The organism is Sinorhizobium psoraleae (assembly GCF_013283645.1).
GTDB classification, from domain to species: domain Bacteria; phylum Pseudomonadota; class Alphaproteobacteria; order Rhizobiales; family Rhizobiaceae; genus Sinorhizobium; species Sinorhizobium psoraleae.
In genome coordinates, this window is the sequence record NZ_JABEKV010000003.1 from 617,268 (window position 1) to 634,599 (window position 17,332).

Here is a 17,332-nt window from a genome sequence, read left to right on the forward strand (position 1 = left end):
CCCAGCGTCCGCGCTGGCGACGAGAGCGTTCGTTGCGACGGCGCAACGGCCACCAACTTCGATTGAAGGAGACAGCAATGCCCAAGATGATTTTCGTGAATCTGCCGGTGAAGGACATCGCCGCCTCGACCCGCTTCTATCAAGCGATCGGGTGCCAAAAGAACGAGCAGTTCAGCGACGAGAAGGCATCCTCGATGGTCTGGTCGGACGTGATCACCTTCCAGCTGCTGACGCGCGACTATTTCGCAACCTTCACGTCGAAAGAGATTCCGGACGCGCATACGACCTGCCAGGTGCTGCTTTGCCTCTCCTGCGACAGCCGCGAAGAGGTGGACTCGCTCACCGAAACCGCAGGGAAGGCCGGAGGCAAGGCAGACATTCGTGAACCGATGGACATGGGCTTCATGTACAACCGCGCGTTCGAAGATCCCGACGGGCATGTATTCGAGTTGGCGTGGATGGATCCTCAAGCCGTCATGGACGGCAATGCAGAATCAGCCTGACGTCGGCACCGGTATAAGCACCTCTCATGCGGCCGGCGCTGAGTCGCCGGCCCTAACACCCGCGCCGGTGGTGAATGGCTCCAAGCGGAACCATATCCCCTCTGACTGGCGGACGGGCGCCCGCTGCCGTCAACGGCGCGGCGGCAAACTTGCGACCCCGCCCCCTCACGCCGAATACCAAGTTTCGCGCCGCGCTATGGAGATCGGTTTTTCATTGTTGAAAAACCCCCTGCGGAATCGAAGCTTCTGATCGCCGCGCACGCGGTGGCATAGTTCGCTGGCATCACCATAAATGGAAAGGAATGCCATGCTTGCCAGCGACATCTCTGCGATCAACCGTAGGCCATTGGGACGCTCTGGCCTCGCGGTCGCACCTATCGGTTTAGGCTGCTGGGCGATTGGAGGTTATTTCACACTCGACGGAAAACCGGACGGCTGGGGAGAGGTCGACGACGAACAGTCGATCCGTGCCATTCATCTCGGGCTTGAGATGGGGGCTTCGCTGATCGACACGGCTGATGCTTATGGAACCGGGCACAGCGAGGAGGTGATTGGCCGGGCACTGGGCGGACGAAGAGCTGATGCAATCATCGCAACCAAGTTCGGATACACCCATGATCGCGCCGCCCGTGCCCTCGTCAGCACCGATGTCAGTCCCGCCTACATCGAACAGGCCTGCGCGGCATCGCGTGAGCGCTTGGGCACCGACTATATCGACCTCTATCAAATCCATGTCGGAGAGCTTTCGGCCGATCTGGCGGACGCGGCCGGCGAGACGCTCGAGAAGCTGGCGGAGAAAGGCGCCATCCGTTTCTGGGGCTGGAGCACGGACAACGCCGCAGCGGCGAGACGAATGGTGAAATTCCCGCATTTCGTCGCGGTGCAGCAGGAATTGAACGTCTTTACGGATGGGCCGGCCATGCTGGCGATGTGTGAGGACAACAATCTCGCCAGTCTCAATCGATCACCCTTGGCGATGGGGTTCCTCAGCGGCAAGTTCAGTCCCGAGACGCGTCTGCCGCCAAGCGACGTGCGCGCAGCCGGTCATAGCTGGGTGCGGTTCTTCGCGGACGGGCGGCCTCGCGCCGATTATCTCCACCGCCTTGCAGAGGTACGAGAGCTCCTCCAGACCGGCGGCAGGACCTTGGCGCAAGGGGCACTCGGGTGGATTCTGGCTCGCTCGCCCAACACCTTTCCCATCCCCGGCTTCAAGACGGAGGCGCAGGTGCGCGAAAATCTGGCCGCGCTGGAGAAAGGTCCGTTACCGTCCGCGACCATGGCGGAGATCGATGCGCTTCTTGGAACGAGGCCGATCAAAGGTGATCAGTCTGCTGGGAACGGCACCCGGCAATGAGAATCCACGGAGCGGCTGATGCCCAGGCCGCTTCCTTCGCCTGACGGCCTCCCGTCGTCTCTTGCTTGTCCCGCGAGCCGCCACGCTTGGAACAAGCAAGTGGCGCTTCAGCTCGCCGTCGCCGGTACAAAGCGTCACTGAAAGTGTTGCATTCCTGCAACGGATTTGGCGTGATTTCTGCAATCCCGAATTGTGCCTTTGCAGATTGGTCGGTCTCGTGTAAAGTCACCACACTCGCAATTCAAATCAGAGGAGGCGTGAAATGATATCTGTTCTCGGGACTATGCGCTTCTCTGGCGGGACGGCTGGCAGCACGACGATGTATCGCACATCTTGCTCGAGCCGATTTTGCTTCCAGGGTCTCTAAGCCCCGGATTTCTGCCGATTGGCGCTTTCCCATTTGACCTGACGTGACCGGCTGACGGAGCGATTGTTCGCATTTCCGCGTCCGCATCCGCGCGTCTTTTTTGATCTTCGAGAGGACCTGGCCGCGTTGTCGCGCCGGGACGGAAAAATCATGCGTGAAGCACAACTTTTAGTTGTTGATACCCTTGCCGCAACGGTCGATGACCTGTGCCGGAAATTCGGCATCTGGAAGACCGCGGGTGCGTTGATCCGGGCCGCCTGGAGACGTCGTCAAACGACGAACCGGACCGCCCATCTGTCAAACCGCATGCGCCGCGATATCGGTCTTCCGGAGAGCGGGGACACGCTCCTGGAAGCCAGATTTCCCCTTTGGGATGTCCGGCTTTAAGGTGCCTCGCTATGCAGGACGGCAAACCGTCGGAAGCAGAGGAAGGACGTCAGTGACGTCCTTCCTCTCGTTTCGTTGCTCGACTCGCGTCTGGGGCGGTCACGAGATCAGGCCGCTCGCGAACCCTTTGCGGCTGCAACGGTCCGGCGTCGTCGATCGTCCCCGATATTCAGCGGGCCGACCAACCTCCTGCCCAAGAACAGGTTCACGGGATTTCCGCACTCACGCACACGTCATTTCGCCGCTCGGAACAGATCGGGAAGTGCGGCGTTTCTTCCGATCGGCGGAGATCTGCGATGTGGGCCTTGAGGGCGGCGATCGTTTTCGTAGCGGCCATAGTTGTGGCTGCAGGTGTGTTCTTCCTGTTGGCGTGGCGTTCCGAGATCCCCGAGGACGCCGCTGCTGCGGAGGCGAGTTTCGCCCCGGATCTCGTCGCGAAGGGCGCGCAATTGGCGGCACTCGGCAATTGCATCGCGTGCCACACCGTTCCCGGCAAACCCGCATTTTCGGGCGGCCTCGCCGTGCCGACCCCTTTTGGCACGATTTACTCCACCAACATCACCCCCGATCGTGAAACGGGCATCGGCGGCTGGAGCGAGGCGGCCTTCCAGCGCGCCATGAACGAGGGCGTCGACCGGAACGGCAGCCACCTCTATCCAGCATTCCCCTACGACCATTTCACGCGCGTCTCGGAAGAGGACAATCGCGCTCTCTATGCCTTCCTGATGACGCGTGCCGCGGTAAAGGCTGAAGCTCCTGAGAACGATCTCCAGTTCCCGCTGACGTTCCGCCCCCTCCTTGCCGGCTGGAAGCTGCTCTTCTTCGACAGGGGCGAACTGGAACCGGACAGCGGTCAGAGCGAGGCGTGGACGCGCGGGCGCTATCTTGCCGAAGGGCTTGGCCACTGTGGCGCTTGCCACACGCCACGCAACGCCTTCGGCGCTGAAGATCGCGACCGGAACTTCGGCGGCGGCGAGGCGGAGGGCTGGCAGGCTTACGCGATCAACAAGGATTCCAAGGCTCCTATCCCGTGGGACGAGCAAAGCCTCGCCTTTTACCTGCGCAACGGCTGGCATGAATTCCACGGCGTTTCACGCGGACCGATGGCCGAGGTAACGGGCAACCTCTCGGCCCTTCCGGATAGCGATATCATGGCGATCGCCACCTATGTCACGTCGATCATGGGCGATCCGACGCCCGAACGCGGGCAAAAGGCTGCGCAATTGCGCGAGCAGTTCGAAGGGGATCGCCTGGAGCAGACCGCCGATAGCCAGAGTTCGCTCGTGAGTGCTTCCGGGACCGGTTCGGGCGAAGCGATCTATATTGCCGCCTGTGCAAGTTGCCATGAAGGCCGCCAGCGCCAGCCCTTCGGCGGCCTGAACTTCGAACTCAGCACCGCCGTCAATGCGCCGAACCCGCAAAACATCGTCAACATCGTCCTGTTCGGCCTTCCGCCGGCGGACGGTGAGGCCAGCGCGGTGATGCCGGCCTTCCGACATCTGCTCAATGACCAACAGGTGGCCGACGTTCTCGCTTACATGCGCGAGCGCTTCTCCGAGGAGCCGGCGTGGGCGGGCCTCGTGGAACTGGTCGCCAATACCCGTTCCGGCGCGCACAAGGTGACCGTCCGGCCGTCGGACGGCATTGAAAGGGCGCCACACAATGTCGGTGCCGAGGAGGGATGATGAGCATATCGCTGACAGTAAACGGCAGCCCGCATCAGGTCGACGCCGATCCGTCGACGCCTCTGCTCTACGTCCTTCGCGACGACCTGGCCTTGAACGGTGCCAAATACGGCTGCGGGCTCGGCCAGTGCGGCTCCTGCACCGTGGTGGTGGATGGCGAGGCGGTGCTTTCCTGCATGGTGCCGATCATGCTGCTGGAGGGACGGGAAATCACGACCATCGAAGGTTTAGGCACGATCGACGAGCCGGGGCCGCTGCAACAGGCGTTCATCGAGCTGCAGGCGGCGCAATGCGGTTACTGCATTCCGGGCATGATGATGAGTGCGCACGCGCTCTTGCGCCGGAATGCGCAGCCAAGCGACGAGGACATCCGCGAGGCGCTGGCGACGAACCTCTGTCGTTGCGGCACGCATATGCGGATTCTCGCCGCGATCAGACGGGCAGGCGAATTGATGAAGGCCGCCTCCTTGCCCGAGTCCGATGAAGGGAGGGCAGGCTGATGAGCATCCTCCAGGGCCAAATCACTCGCCGCAGCGTGATCGTCGGCACCGGCTGTCTCGTTGTCAGCTTTTCGCTTGGCCGCGCGTTTGCCCAAGCGCCTGCGGCGCCGGCACCGCCGACGACGCCACCGGCACCACCCGCGTCCCTGCCGGGCAGCCTTGACGACGACCGCTTCCTCGATTCCTGGATCCGGATTGATCCCGACAATTCGATTACCGTCTTCACCGGCAAGGCAGAGCTCGGCCAAGGCATCCGCACCGCCCTTCTGCAGGTTGCTGCCGAAGAGCTGGAGGTGGACCCCGTGGACATCGAGTTCATCACGGCCGACACCGGCCGCACGCCGAACGAAGGCTTCACGGCCGGCAGCCAGTCGATGCAAAACAGCGGTACCGCAATCAGGAACGCGGCAGCACAGGTGCGCGCGCTGCTTTTGGCGGAAGCCGCCAAGCGCTTCGGCATAGCGCCGACGGAGCTCAAGGCCGAAAACAAATCCGTGCTGGCAAAAGACGGGAGAAGCGTCACCTATGGCGAACTTGTTTCCGGCGAGATGCTGCACGTGGAAGCGCAGCCGCAGTCGGCCTTGAAGCAGCCCGGTACCTTCCGCGTGATGGGCAAACCGCTTCCTCGCGTCGATATCCCGGCGAAGGTGACGGGCCAGCCCGCCTATGTGCACGACCTGCGTCTGGATGGCATGCTGCATGCGCGTGTCGTGCGTCCCCCGAGCTCGGCAGCTACGTTGACGGAAATCGATCAAGGCGCGGCCGAGGCGATGCCGGGCGTCGTCTCCGTCGTGCGCGACGGCAACTTCCTTGCCGTCGTTGCCGAGAAGGAATTTCAGGCGGTAAATGCCATGCGGACGTTGGCAGAGGCCGCGCGGTGGGAGGAAAGGGAGACGCTCCCCGATCAGACCGACCTGCCGGCGGAACTGCAAAGGCTCGAGCGCGAGGTGGGAACCGTTGCCGAGGCGGGCGTGCTCTCATCCGACGGCAAGGTGTTCGAGGCGACCTACACGCGGCCCTATCAGATCCATGGCTCGATCGGCCCCTCCTGCGCCGTCGCGCAGATGAAGGCGGACGGGACATTGGACGTCTGGTCGCACACGCAAGGGGTCTTTCCCGATCGTGCGGCGATCGCCGAGATGCTCGCCATGCCGGAAGAAAAGGTCCATGTCATCCATATGGAAGGGTCGGGATGCTACGGCCACAATGGTGCCGACGACGCAGCTGCCGATGCCGCGCTCATCGCCACCAAGGTTTCCGGAAAACCGGTTCGGGTTCAGTGGATGCGCGAGCAGGAGCACAGCTGGGAGCCTTATGGCCCGGCGATGCTCATGAAAGTCAGCGCGACACTCGACGATCAAGGCAGGATCGCGAGCTGGGCTTATGATCTCTGGAGCAATACCCACTCCACGCGTCCTGGCGGTGCCGGTGCGCTGCTCGCAGCGCGCCACAAGGCTCAAGCCTTCCAGCCGGAGCCGGCCGAGCTCAGAATCAGTCCCTCCGGCAACGGCGACCGAAACGCCAATCCGCTCTACACCATTCCGAACAAGCGTGTGCTTTGGCACTTCCTGCCCGACATGCCGCTGCGCGTCTCGGCGCTCCGGGCGCTGGGCGGCTATGCCAATGTCTTCGCGATCGAAAGCACGATCGACGAACTGGCACTGATGGCCGGATCCGACCCGGTCGAATTCCGGTTGCGGCACATGGAGGATCCGCGTGCGCGTGCCGTCATCGAACTGGCTGCAGAGCGCTTCGGCTGGGACAAGGCCCAGATGCCGAGGAATCGCGGACGCGGCTTCGGCTTCGCGCGCTACAAGAACCTGGCTGCTTACCTGGCGGTGGCGATGGAAGCGGAAGTCGAGCCGGAGACCGGGCGCGTTCGCGTGATACGCGCCGTGTCCGCCATCGACAGCGGCGAGATCGTCAATCCGGACGGCATCCGCAATCAGACAGAAGGCGGGATCCTGCAATCCATCAGCTGGACGCTCTACGAGGCCGTGGCATTCGACAGGACGAGGATTACCAGCACCGACTGGTCGAGCTATCCGATCCTTCGTTTTGCGAGTGTCCCGGACAGCGTCGAGGTGCATATTGTCGAGCGCCCCGGGGAACCGTTCCTCGGTACCGGCGAGGCAGCCCAGGGACCTGCGGCCGCGGCTGTCGCCAATGCGATCAGGAACGCCACCGGCAAGCGTCTCTATGATTTGCCATTTACGAGAGAGCGACTACGAAACGCGGTCGGACGCGCTTGATCTACTGCCGTTTCCTTAAATCGTAGCCGATTGGCGTCCTTTGCGCGTCGAATAAGACGCGGGGCGCTGTAGGGGCCAGACCGAGCGGACTGCCCCAATCGCGTCCGCGTGCCGCCGCTTTGAACAATGATCTCGAACAACTGGTCGTTCAACCCGCCTGTGCGGAAACCTCGCGGCGCGGGTCGTCCAGCGGGCCGATGCCGTCTGTACCGGCCCCGACGGAGATAGGTCCTCTCCGAGCCGGCGCTTCTTGCCTTTCCAGAACACGATGACGGGCAGGCAAATACGGGCGGAAAGACTGGTTGCGCCAAGGTCGCTGCAGTCAGGGCCTGCATCATGGGAAACTCTTCTCCTCTAACGGCGCGGAATAGAACTTCGTTCCTATAAATCACAAAAATTATAGATTTAGATGATGACATCTGAAGCGGCGCCGACGGAGGTCAAGATGCCGGATAAAAGAGTAGCCGGAATCTCGGGAAACATCACACGCCCGTCCAAAACCCGGGGGTTCGTCGATCATATCGTTCATCGGCTCGCGCTGAGCATCGGGGCTTCCGCACAGACATTCGACATCGAGGACTTCGGTCCCTCGCTTCCCAATGCGAGGCGGTTGGACGATCTCGCCCCAGAAGCACGATACCTTGTCAGCCAGGTGATCGAGGCTGATGTGCTGGTCGTCGGCTCACCGACTTTCAAAGGCAGCTACACCGGGCTCTTCAAGCACTGCTTCGACCTCTTCGATCCGACGTCGTTGCGCGGCAAGCCGATCATCATCGCGGCGACGGGCGGTGGCGAACGTCATTCGCTGATCGTGGAGCATCAGCTACGCCCTCTGTTCGGCTTCTTTGAAGCCCTTGCGATGCCGACGGCAATCTATGCGTCGGACAAGGACTTTGCGGACGGCGTCCTGTTCTCCGAAGCGATCCATGCGCGGGTAGGACAGGCGGTCGACGAAGCGACGCGGGCTGTGGCGCGCTCCGATTGGCGGAGCATCGCTGCCTAGAGCCAGAACAGACATCGTGAAGCAACCATCAACTCGTGGCCGATCGGCCAAATTCTCGGAGGGTTCAATGACCAGAAAGATCAAGCTCGGCGCCTTTCTGCCCGGTGGCGGCCAGCATGTCGCCGCCTGGAGACACCCGGAGGCTCCGGCAGACGGCGCCACAAGTTTCGAATTCCACAAGAGGCTTGCACAGACAGCGGAGCGCGGCCTGTTCGACGCCTACTTCCTGGCGGACAATCTCTCCGTAGGACTAGGAGGGCGTGAAGGCGGGAACGCCAAGATCGCGGGGTTCGAACCCGTTACGCTCTTTGCTGCACTCGCGCCGCTCACGACGCATCTCGGCTTCATCGCGACCGCGTCAACCACCTACGAGGAGCCCTATACGCTCGCTCGCAAATTCGCTTCGCTCGACCTTCTTTCCGGCGGCCGGGCAGGGTGGAACGTGGTGACATCGGCGGGAGATGACACGGCTCGCAATTTCAACAGGGAAACGCAGCCAAGCCATGCCGAGCGCTATGAGCGGGCGCACGAGCATGTCGAAACGGTCAAGGCGCTCTGGGACAGCTGGGAGGACGACGCCTTCATCCGCGACAAGGCGACCGGCCGCTTTTTCGACGCCGGACGCGTTCACGACATCAATCATCGGGGCAAGCATTTTTCGGTGAAAGGGCCGCTGAACGTGCCGCGCCCGATACAGGGCCATCCGGTTGTCGTCCAGGCGGGACAATCGGAGGACGGACGCAGGCTTGCCGCCGCGACAGCGGAAGTGATCTTCACCGCGCACCAGAATCTGAGTTCCGCCCAGGAGTTCTACCGGGACATCAAGGCGCGCGTCCAACGGGCGGGACGTAACCCCGAGCACGTGCTCATCATGCCGGGGGTCGCGCCCTTTGTCGGCCGAACCGAAGAAGAAGCGCGCAGCAAGTACGATCGGCTCAATGCGCTGATCGTGCCTGAAGACGGCGTCGCCCTGCTCAACGGATTGACCGGCGGAACGCTCGATCTCACGGGATATCCGCTCGACGGTCCGCTTCCCGTCAGCCAGGAGACGGAAGGCATGAAGAGCCGCCAGGCGTTGATCCGCAAGATCGCCGACGAGCACGGCTTCACGATCCGGCAGCTCTACCAGTGGATCGCGACGGCGAGAGGACATTACACCGTCGTCGGCAGCGTCGAGCAGGTCGCCGACCAGCTCGAGGAGTGGTTCCGCAACGAAGCCGCGGACGGGTTCAACATTCTGCCGCCGTGGCTTCCCGGCGCGCTCGACGATTTTGTCGATCTGGTGATCCCCGAACTGCAGCGTCGCGGGCTGTTCCGAACCGCATACGAAGGCCGCACGCTTCGCGAAAACCTCGGCCTCCCCAGACCGGCAAACCCGTGGACGCAATCGCGCGAGACCGTTCAGGCCGCCGAATGAAACGCCAAAGAGGAGGGCTCGCAGATGAGCTTGCAGGATGTCGATAGATCAATCCTCGGCGCCGCCGATGGCGCGAAGGCCGAAGAGTATTTTCAGCGGGCAGGCATAAAACTTCGCCACTGGCTGTCGCGCTACGGGGTTCTGCTCGCCTTCCTCGTCTTGTGGCAAGCTGCCAGCAGCAACGGTTGGCTCAATCCCGCCGTTTTCCCGCCGATCGACGCGATCCTTTCTGCCATGTGGACAGGTGTCTTCGGCGGAGCCCTGCTCGACGATATCGCCATCAGCCTTCAACGATCCGGTCTGGCGTTCGTCGCGGCCGTGGTTGTGGCGATACCGCTCGGGCTCTTCATGGGACAGGTACGCCCAATCGAGAACGCACTCGACCCGATCCTTCAGCTGTTCAGGCAGACATCGGCGCTCGCGCTCTATCCGGTGTTCATCCTGCTCCTCGGGCTTGGTGAGGCATCCAAGGTTTTCGTCATCTTCTGGGCGACATTGTTTCCGCTGCTTTTGAACACGATCAGCGGGGTCAAGGAAGTGGATTCGAAGCTGATCGAGATGGCGCGTGTCTACGGGGCGTCTCGGTCGACCGTGTTCCGGCGTGTCGTCCTGCCCGGAGCCATTCCCTCCATCTTCGTCGGCCTGCGATTGAGCGCCACGACCGCACTCCTGTTGCTGATCGCCTCCGAGATGATCGGCGCGAACAAGGGGGTCGGCTTCCAGGTCATGAACGCCCAGTACAACTTCCAGATACCCCTCATGTTCGCGGCGATCTTCATCCTCGCGGGGCTTGGGCTCATCGCCAACTACGCTCTTGTGTTCGCGCAGCGCCGCCTGTGCCGCTGGAGTGATGTTTCGATCTAATGCATGTCGCCGGAAAGTGTGCAGCGGTTTCGGGACAACGACATGCACGCAAACAAAGACCTAAAGCGCGTGCGACGCGCTTTAGCACTGCGCTTCGAGTTCACCTCTTCAACAAGGAAAGACGAATATATGGCCATCTCCATACGCTCCCTCGGTCTTGGCACCGTGCTTGCCATCGGCCTCTCCGGATATGCGGCGGCGCAGTCGCCCGATCAGGTGACCCTGCGCTACCTGGCGAGCCATGGCAGCCTATCGGCGCACGAGCTCGCGTCCGAGCTTGGCTATTTCGACGGCACGGGTATCAAGCTCGAGAACGTCGGCTATGCGAGCGGCGGCCCGGAGTCGCTCTTCGGGCTCGCATCCGGTAGCGTCGACATAGGGTCTGCAGCGACGTCGGCTGTCATCAACTCGATCGCCAGCGGCAACGATTTTGTCGCCGCCTATCCGACCAACGGCATCAACGAGCAGGTCAAGAGCATCTTCTACGTGCTCGAGGACAGCCCGATCAAATCCATCGAGGATATTGCCGGCAAGACCATTGCGGTGAATACGCTCGGCGCCCATCTCGACTATGCGATACGGGAAGCGCTGCACAGCAAGGGCTTGCCGCAGAATGCCGCCAACCTCGTCACCGTGCCAGGTCCGCAGCTGGAGCAGACGTTGCGCTCGAAGCAGGTCGACATCGCGGCTGTCGGATATTGGCAGGCAACGTTCAACGGCCAGATCGTAGCCAATGGCGGCGTACGCGCGGTCTTCGATGATACCGACGTGCTTGGTGAGATTGCCGGCGGCTTTGCCGTTCTTCGCCGCGACTTTGTCGAGGAACACCCGGACGCGGCCAGGAATTTCGTCGAACAGTCCGCCCGCGCGGCCGACTGGTCGAGAGAGAACCCGGAAGAAGCACGGGCGCTGCTTGCAAAAATTCTCGAGAAACGCGGCGAGAACGGCGCACTGGCCAAGCACTGGACCGGCTTCGGGTTGCGGCCGGGCGCGCGCGCGACCGAAAGAGATCTCGATTTCTGGATCGGCGTTCTCGAGCGCGAGGGCAGCCTGCCCCAGGGCAAGTACAAGGCATCCGATCTTCTGCTCCAGACCAGCGCCAGCGCCGCGGCAAACTGAGGTCCACTCATGGAATATGTGCAGACTTCGCGAAAGGGAGAGATTGCACTCCGCGATCTCTCGAAATCCTTCCAGATCAGCGGGCGCTCGCTCAGAGTTCTGAGAAACGTCAATCTGGATATCCGTTCCGGCGAATGCCTCGCAATCGTCGGGGCCAGCGGATCGGGCAAGACGACCTTGCTGCGCATTCTCGCGGGTCTCGAAGCCGCAGATGCCGGCAAGGTGCTCATCGACAACGAGCCGATCACGGGCGTTGGGAACGAACGCGCCGTCATCTTCCAGGAGCCACGCCTGCTTCCCTGGCTGACGGTCCTCGAGAACGTCGCGTTCGGGTTGGAGGTCAGAGGGGGCGATGCCCGTCACGCCAAGGAACGAGCGCGCCATTACATCTCCCTGGTCGGATTGACTGAATTCGCCGATGCCTACCCCAAGCAACTCTCCGGCGGCATGGCGCAAAGGGTCGGCATCGCGCGGGCGCTGACGGTCCAGCCGGAAATCCTGCTGCTCGATGAGCCATTCGGCGCGCTCGATGCGATGACCAAGCTGACGATGCAGGAGGAACTGGAGCGAATATGGCGGGATGAGAACGTAACGATGGTTCTCGTCACGCACGACCTCGAAGAGGCGATCTACCTCGCGGATCGTGTCCTGGTTCTTCCCAAAAACAAGGACGGCCACCCGAAGACCATAGAGATCGATCTCGCCCGGCCACGCGATCGAAGCGAGACGCGCTTCGTCCAGTATCGCAAGGATTTGTTTCGTGAATTCGGCCTGCACTGAGTGCGGGCTTCGCGCTGCCTATCGCCGGCTTATTGACGGAGACGAACAAAAGCGGACCTCAACGGCGCCATCGTGAAAGCGATGATGACTACGGATATTGCACGCCGTTCGTCGTCGTGTAGATCGAATAGAGCGACTGGGTTGCGGTGATGAAAAGGCGGTTCTTCTTCGGACCACCGAATGTGAGGTTTGATACCGTCTGCGGCACGAGGATCTTGCCAAGCAACTTGCCATCCGGTGCGAAGCAATGAACCCCGTCGGCCGCGCTGCACCACAGGTTTCCGTCGACGTCGAAGCGAAAGCCATCCGGGTTGCCGTTGTCGATGGAGCAGAAATAACGGCTGTTTATCAGTGTGCCATCATCGGCCACATCGAAAACGCGGATATGGCTTGGGACTTCATGGCTAGCCGATCCCGAGTCGGCGATATAGAGCTGCTTTTGGTCCGGGGAGAAGGCGAGGCCGTTCGGCTGGATGAAATCGGTGACTACGGCTTCGATGGCGCCGGACAGAGGGTCTATGCGATAGACGTTACGCGTCGCCTGTTCCGGCTCTGCCTTGTGGCCCTCATAGTCCGACATGATCCCGTAGGTCGGATCGGTGAACCAGATCGAACCGTCGGACCGCACCACGACATCATTTGGCGAGTTCAGCCGCTTGCCCTGATAGCTGTCGGCGAGCACGGTAATGCGGCCGTCATATTCGGTACGCGTCACGCGCCGGCCGCCGTGTTCGCAGGAGATCAGCCGGCCCTGGCGATCGCGGGTATTGCCGTTGACATAATTCGAGGGCGAGCGGAAGACGGAAGCGCCTCCCTCCGGTGTCCATCGCAGCATGCGTTCGTTCGGAATATCGCTCCAGATCAGGCAGTTGAGATCGGAAAACCAGACCGGTCCTTCCGCCCAGCGGCAACCGCGATAAAGTTCTTCGAGCGCCGCGCTGCCGACGGTCAGGGTGCGGAAACGTTCGTCGCGGATGTCGTAAAGCGGATTGTCTGCCAAGGCCCTGTTCCTCCCGTGTGCTGCCTTCCCACTGCACGGATAAGAACATGCAGCAATTCAAATGGCTACAGCGACCTTTGCGCGTACTGCAAGATGCGCGACCCGCCGTCGGGACGTAGACTCACGCGCCAGCTGGCTCCGGCTTTGGTCCTTCGATCCCGAGCAATTGCCGAAGCGGAACGGAAGGACGAAGCAGATCGGCCAAGGTGTAGCCGTCAAGGACGTCGAGGAACGCCGCGGCGGCCGCGGCAAGGGCGCGCTTCAGCACGCAGGCGGGCTGAACGGCACAAACGATACCGGCACCCGCTTCGAGGCAGGGGACGACCGCAAAGTCGGGTTCGCAGGCCCTGACGATATCGCCGACGCTGATCTCGGAAGAGGCGCGGCCAAGCTGCATGCCGCCGTGGCGTCCACGCACCGTGCGGACGAGGCCCTTCTGGCCGAGCTCGTGTGTAATCTTCATGAGGTGGGCGCGAGAGATGTCGTAGGCTTCCGCGATCTCCGCGATCGTCGAAAGGCGGCCGTCGTTCAGCCCGAGATACATCATCAGGCGAAGCGCATAGTCAGAATAGACTGTTAGCCGCATATTGGGGGTCCAAGTTCGAAGAGCGATTACGGTCTAAAGATATCTCGTTCATCCATTATTTAAATGCAAATCTCGAAGAACGAGGAAGATTCCCCGGTCACCGAGGGAATAGCCGGAGCGCGATCGATGCGCTCCGGAAAACCGCCGGCGACTGAAAACGCTACAGCGGCCTTTGTGCGTCTGAAACGCATCGTTGCAGCAGACGGGTTGGCGGGAGAAAGCGCCTATGCGGCCAGCTCGTCGGCCGGCCCGAAGAACTCGTAATGAATTCTGTCGTTCGGCACGCCGGATTTCGCAAGACCGTTGACGAAGGTTGCCAGAAACGGCTTCGGACCGCAGATGTAGTAGTCCGCTTCTTTGATCGGCGTGTTGGCGGCAAGCCAGTCCAGGGTGATGAAGCCGTCATGATCGTAGTGCACGCCCTTTTGGTCCCCTGTCCGAGGCGACTGATAAAAGACCGCCGACGTGATGTGCGGTTGCTTTGCCGTTAGGGCACGAATGTGCTTGGCCATGGCGTGCACGCGTCCATCCTGCGCGCCGTGGATATAATGGACCGGCCGTCGGTTGCCGTGCGCGGCGATAGCCTCGAGCATGGCCACCATGGGCGTCAACCCGACCCCGCCCGAGAGCAGAACGACCGGTCTTTCCTGTTCCTCGGCAAGGCAGAAATCACCTGTCGGCGGAGCGACGTCCAGGACGGATCCGACCTGCAAGTCGTCGTGCAGGAGGTTGGAGATCAGGCCGTGGGGCTCGCGTTTTACGGAAATACGGTAGCTCTCGCCATTTGGCGCGGATGAGATGCTGTAGTTGCGGCGCTGCAACGGCAGGCCCCCAACGGCGACACGAAAGGTCAGATACTGACCCGGCCGGTGACGGATGACCGGGCCACCGTCTACCGGACGCAGGATGAATGAGGTGATGATATCGCTTTCGGGGACCTTGGCGTCGATACGAAAGCGGCGCCATCCGGTCCAGCCGCCAACCGAAGAATGAAGATCGCCATAGATCTGTTCCTCGCGACCGATGAGAATGTGGGCGAGAAACCAGAAGGCTTCGCCCCAGGCCGTCAGCACGTCATCGGTTGCGGCGTCCGCGAGGACTTCCTTGATCGCACCGAGCAGCGCGGTTGCGACATGCGGATAGTGGTCCGGCCGAATGTTCAACCCGACATGCTTCTGGGCGATGCGCTCGACTGCCCCGGCAAGCACGTCAAGATTGTCGATATTCTGCGCGTAGGCAAGGATCGCATGCGCCAATGCCTTGGTCTGCCGTCCTTCTTCGCCCTGATTGGACTGGTTGAAGAGTTCCCGCACTTCGGGATCCTGAAAGAGGCATTTGTACATTGCCGCCGTTATCGCCGTGCCATGGGCCGCAAGCGCAGGCACTGTCGCGCGGATAATTGCCTTGGTGGTTTCGCTCAAGGGCTTCGACATCATGTCTCCATTCTTTGTGCGATGGTCGATGTCGAAGCGATTAGGCGATTAAAGATTCATACGCAATATATCTTTTAGCATGTGATAAAACCTGCGCGGTTCTGTCACGGGCTGCGGCCATCAGGTGCTGCGGCCCGGCGTCGGGCGCAGCAAGCCGCCGGCATGTCAGGTCGGCGTCGAACCCATCACCAAACCTTCGATGTCGTGTTTCTGGGTGACCGGGATCAGCTCGTCGACGACCCTGCAGACCAGATGTTTCTTCACCATCTCCGGCAGGGCGTCGTAATAATCCCTCGTCACCATCATGTCGTGCAATTCGGCGTGGCCCGCGCCGGGCGCGTCGGCGCCGAGAACCAGGACGGGGCGGGCGATCGGCGAGCCGTGTTCCGTCCCCCGATGGATTGTGAGCGCGGAACGGCATGAAATATCGCCGAGCTTCGGATACTTGCGGGTCGCCAGCTTTTGAAACTCCGGCCATACCTCCTTGGGCGGAAACATTTCATGCTTCCATTCCCGACCGTCGAGCCATTGGGTTCCAGGTGCGATCTCGAACGGCCCCATGTCCTCGGTGACGTCCACGCCCGTCAGGTTGAAGGCAAGCGAGGTGATGCGGCGCCCGACATAGGTCTCCGGCGGGGAGGGGAAGTCGCGATGCCACGGTTGGTATTTGGCGCCCTGAAAAGGCACGTCGAAACCGATTTCGACGATCTGGTAATCGGGTCCGAGGGCCGCCTCGCACATGTCTACGACCCAGGGATGGGTGACGAGATCGACGAAGCCGGAAAGGTCCTGCGGATGGATCTCTACATACCAGCGGCGAGGCCCTCGGCCGACGGCGCCGCCCGGTCGCTGAATGGCTGACCAGAAAGCGGTCATCATATCCTCGCGCATGGCCTCCGCCCATTCGCGCGAGAAGGCGCCCTTCAGTCCGGTAATACCGTCCCGTTGCAAAGCTTCGACGCAAGCGGCGAGATCATAGTCCAGTCGGGCTTCGCGTGTTGCGGTCGTATTCATCCTATCTCCTCTTGGTTTTCGTGCTGCTTGGGACGCGTCACCCAGCTGATGCCGGTGCCGCCGCTCAAACGCTCTCCTCACCCGTGCGACGCGACATCAGCCGCGCCTGAAGGACGACGACGATGAGCAGGAAGCCGCCCCGGATGACTGACTGCCAATAGGCGGAGAGCGAAATCCACCCGAGACCGTTCTCGAAATTCAGGATGTTGAACACCATCGCGAGCAGCAAGGCACCCGCCAACGTCGCCCCGACGGAGCCGGAGCCGCCGGTCAGAAGCGTGCCGCCGACCACCACGGAGGCGATCGCGAAGAGTTCCCAGCCGACGCCTTCGGTGGGTTGCCCGGCGCCGAACTGCGAGGCAAGGATCACGCCTGCGAGCCCCGCGAGCGCGCCGGAGCCGACATAGACGGCGGCAAGCGTTCGCCTGACTTTGAGGCCCATCAGCGCGGCTGTCGCTTCGCCGTCGCCGATCGCAAGCACGTGGCGGCCGATGGGCAGACGCTCCAGCACCAGCCAGCCCGCGATATAAGCGAGAAGGGCGATCCAGGCCGGAATGGGAAAGCCGAGGAAATCGTCCTGGCCGATCGCCGTGAAGCCGCTGTCGTAGGAAACCGAGACCGACTGGTTTCCGGCAAGCAGCAAGCCGGTGCCGTAGGCTCCGAGCATGGTTGCGAGCGTCGCGATAAAGGGCTGGATGCGCATGACCGTAACGATGAAGCCGTTCAACGCGCCGACCGCGAGGCCGGCTGCAATACCGCCGAAGAGACCTGCCACCCAGTGATAGGGCGACAGAAGCGCGGCGATGACGCTCGCCATGGCCGCCGTGCCGCCGACGGAGAGATCGATGCCGCCAGTCATGATGACGAAGGCCATGCCGAGCGCGATTAGGGCAAACATCGAATTGTAACGCAGGAAGCTCAATATGTTGTATTGAGACAGGAAATTGTCGTAGCGCAGCGCTCCGAACAGGATCAGTCCGAACAGCGCCAGGATGACGCCGAGACGGGCCATGTCGCCGGAGGATCTGGGCGCTAGAGCCTTGAGGAATGCGTCCATCGACATTTCTC

Annotated in this window: 16 protein-coding genes; 11 read left to right on the plus strand and 5 right to left on the minus strand. The window is 61.9% G+C overall.

What is annotated here, in order from left to right:
• Nucleotides 1–77: 77 nt before the first annotated feature.
• From ILFOPFJJ_RS18660 to ILFOPFJJ_RS18710, 11 genes are all read left to right on the plus strand, one after another.
• Complete coding sequence (locus tag ILFOPFJJ_RS18660; protein ID WP_173512043.1) at nt 78–503, plus strand: VOC family protein; 426 nt, start codon at nt 78–80, stop codon at nt 501–503.
• 307 nt (nt 504–810) lie between these two features.
• Entirely contained in the window at nt 811–1,857 is a 1,047-nt protein-coding gene (locus ILFOPFJJ_RS18665; RefSeq protein WP_173512044.1) for an aldo/keto reductase, read from the plus strand.
• Nucleotides 1,858–2,374: 517 nt separating this feature from the next.
• Nucleotides 2,375–2,611: a DUF1127 domain-containing protein gene (locus tag ILFOPFJJ_RS18670; protein WP_173512499.1), complete on the plus strand. Its 237-nt coding sequence runs from the start codon at nt 2,375–2,377 to the stop codon at nt 2,609–2,611.
• A 296-nt stretch (nt 2,612–2,907) separates the two neighbouring features.
• A complete protein-coding gene (locus tag ILFOPFJJ_RS18675; protein ID WP_173512045.1) occupies nt 2,908–4,296 on the plus strand; it encodes a c-type cytochrome in 1,389 nt (462 codons plus the stop codon).
• Nucleotides 4,296–4,796 (plus strand): (2Fe-2S)-binding protein, encoded by a 501-nt coding sequence (locus ILFOPFJJ_RS18680; RefSeq protein WP_173512046.1) that lies wholly within the window; start codon nt 4,296–4,298, stop codon nt 4,794–4,796. Before ILFOPFJJ_RS18675 ends, ILFOPFJJ_RS18680 begins: the two co-directional genes overlap by 1 nt.
• On the plus strand, nt 4,796–7,048 hold the full coding sequence (locus ILFOPFJJ_RS18685) for a xanthine dehydrogenase family protein molybdopterin-binding subunit (protein WP_173512047.1): 2,253 nt from the start codon (nt 4,796–4,798) through the stop codon (nt 7,046–7,048). The genes ILFOPFJJ_RS18680 and ILFOPFJJ_RS18685 overlap by 1 nt, the downstream gene beginning before the upstream one ends.
• A gap of 445 nt (nt 7,049–7,493) precedes the next feature.
• Nucleotides 7,494–8,051: an FMN reductase gene (gene msuE / locus ILFOPFJJ_RS18690; protein WP_173512048.1), complete on the plus strand. Its 558-nt coding sequence runs from the start codon at nt 7,494–7,496 to the stop codon at nt 8,049–8,051.
• 67 nt (nt 8,052–8,118) lie between these two features.
• Nucleotides 8,119–9,468 (plus strand): LLM class flavin-dependent oxidoreductase, encoded by a 1,350-nt coding sequence (locus ILFOPFJJ_RS18695; protein WP_173512049.1) that lies wholly within the window; start codon nt 8,119–8,121, stop codon nt 9,466–9,468.
• 24 nt (nt 9,469–9,492) lie between these two features.
• Entirely contained in the window at nt 9,493–10,332 is an 840-nt protein-coding gene (locus ILFOPFJJ_RS18700; RefSeq protein WP_173512050.1) for an ABC transporter permease, read from the plus strand.
• 129 nt (nt 10,333–10,461) lie between these two features.
• On the plus strand, nt 10,462–11,451 hold the full coding sequence (locus ILFOPFJJ_RS18705) for an ABC transporter substrate-binding protein (protein WP_173512051.1): 990 nt from the start codon (nt 10,462–10,464) through the stop codon (nt 11,449–11,451).
• Nucleotides 11,452–11,460: 9 nt separating this feature from the next.
• Nucleotides 11,461–12,231 (plus strand): ABC transporter ATP-binding protein, encoded by a 771-nt coding sequence (locus tag ILFOPFJJ_RS18710; RefSeq protein WP_173512052.1) that lies wholly within the window; start codon nt 11,461–11,463, stop codon nt 12,229–12,231.
• Between the two features lie 88 nt (nt 12,232–12,319).
• Here ILFOPFJJ_RS18710 and ILFOPFJJ_RS18715 read toward each other — a convergent pair whose 3' ends face one another.
• The 5 genes from ILFOPFJJ_RS18715 to ILFOPFJJ_RS18735 form a co-directional block, all read right to left on the minus strand.
• The gene (locus tag ILFOPFJJ_RS18715; protein ID WP_173512053.1) at nt 12,320–13,231 is read right to left on the minus strand and encodes an SMP-30/gluconolactonase/LRE family protein; all 912 of its coding nucleotides are present in this window, start codon (nt 13,229–13,231) and stop codon (nt 12,320–12,322) included.
• Nucleotides 13,232–13,352: 121 nt separating this feature from the next.
• Complete coding sequence (locus tag ILFOPFJJ_RS18720) at nt 13,353–13,817, minus strand: Rrf2 family transcriptional regulator (RefSeq protein ID WP_173512054.1); 465 nt, start codon at nt 13,815–13,817, stop codon at nt 13,353–13,355.
• Between the two features lie 224 nt (nt 13,818–14,041).
• Nucleotides 14,042–15,250 (minus strand): NO-inducible flavohemoprotein, encoded by a 1,209-nt coding sequence (gene hmpA, locus ILFOPFJJ_RS18725; RefSeq protein WP_173512055.1) that lies wholly within the window; start codon nt 15,248–15,250, stop codon nt 14,042–14,044.
• A 165-nt stretch (nt 15,251–15,415) separates the two neighbouring features.
• Nucleotides 15,416–16,264, minus strand: coding sequence for a phytanoyl-CoA dioxygenase family protein (locus tag ILFOPFJJ_RS18730; protein WP_173512056.1), 849 nt, complete (start codon nt 16,262–16,264; stop codon nt 15,416–15,418).
• 64 nt (nt 16,265–16,328) lie between these two features.
• Nucleotides 16,329–17,321 (minus strand): ABC transporter permease, encoded by a 993-nt coding sequence (locus ILFOPFJJ_RS18735; RefSeq protein ID WP_173512057.1) that lies wholly within the window; start codon nt 17,319–17,321, stop codon nt 16,329–16,331.
• Nucleotides 17,322–17,332 lie beyond the last annotated feature (11 nt).

What these genes read in the sequence shown, in the direction of transcription:
- ILFOPFJJ_RS18660 (WP_173512043.1), top strand. Translation starts at nt 78, where the DNA reads ATGCCCAAGATGATTTTCGTGAATCTGCCGGTGAAGGACATCGCCGCC.
- ILFOPFJJ_RS18665 (WP_173512044.1), top strand. Translation starts at nt 811, where the DNA reads ATGCTTGCCAGCGACATCTCTGCGATCAACCGTAGGCCATTGGGACGC.
- ILFOPFJJ_RS18670 (WP_173512499.1), top strand. Translation starts at nt 2,375, where the DNA reads ATGCGTGAAGCACAACTTTTAGTTGTTGATACCCTTGCCGCAACGGTC.
- ILFOPFJJ_RS18675 (WP_173512045.1), top strand. Translation starts at nt 2,908, where the DNA reads ATGTGGGCCTTGAGGGCGGCGATCGTTTTCGTAGCGGCCATAGTTGTG.
- ILFOPFJJ_RS18680 (WP_173512046.1), top strand. Translation starts at nt 4,296, where the DNA reads ATGAGCATATCGCTGACAGTAAACGGCAGCCCGCATCAGGTCGACGCC.
- ILFOPFJJ_RS18685 (WP_173512047.1), top strand. Translation starts at nt 4,796, where the DNA reads ATGAGCATCCTCCAGGGCCAAATCACTCGCCGCAGCGTGATCGTCGGC.
- msuE (WP_173512048.1), top strand. Translation starts at nt 7,494, where the DNA reads ATGCCGGATAAAAGAGTAGCCGGAATCTCGGGAAACATCACACGCCCG.
- ILFOPFJJ_RS18695 (WP_173512049.1), top strand. Translation starts at nt 8,119, where the DNA reads ATGACCAGAAAGATCAAGCTCGGCGCCTTTCTGCCCGGTGGCGGCCAG.
- ILFOPFJJ_RS18700 (WP_173512050.1), top strand. Translation starts at nt 9,493, where the DNA reads ATGAGCTTGCAGGATGTCGATAGATCAATCCTCGGCGCCGCCGATGGC.
- ILFOPFJJ_RS18705 (WP_173512051.1), top strand. Translation starts at nt 10,462, where the DNA reads ATGGCCATCTCCATACGCTCCCTCGGTCTTGGCACCGTGCTTGCCATC.
- ILFOPFJJ_RS18710 (WP_173512052.1), top strand. Translation starts at nt 11,461, where the DNA reads ATGGAATATGTGCAGACTTCGCGAAAGGGAGAGATTGCACTCCGCGAT.
- ILFOPFJJ_RS18720 (WP_173512054.1), bottom strand. Translation starts at nt 13,817, where the DNA reads ATGCGGCTAACAGTCTATTCTGACTATGCGCTTCGCCTGATGATGTAT.
- hmpA (WP_173512055.1), bottom strand. Translation starts at nt 15,250, where the DNA reads ATGTCGAAGCCCTTGAGCGAAACCACCAAGGCAATTATCCGCGCGACA.
- ILFOPFJJ_RS18730 (WP_173512056.1), bottom strand. Translation starts at nt 16,264, where the DNA reads ATGAATACGACCGCAACACGCGAAGCCCGACTGGACTATGATCTCGCC.
- ILFOPFJJ_RS18735 (WP_173512057.1), bottom strand. Translation starts at nt 17,321, where the DNA reads ATGGACGCATTCCTCAAGGCTCTAGCGCCCAGATCCTCCGGCGACATG.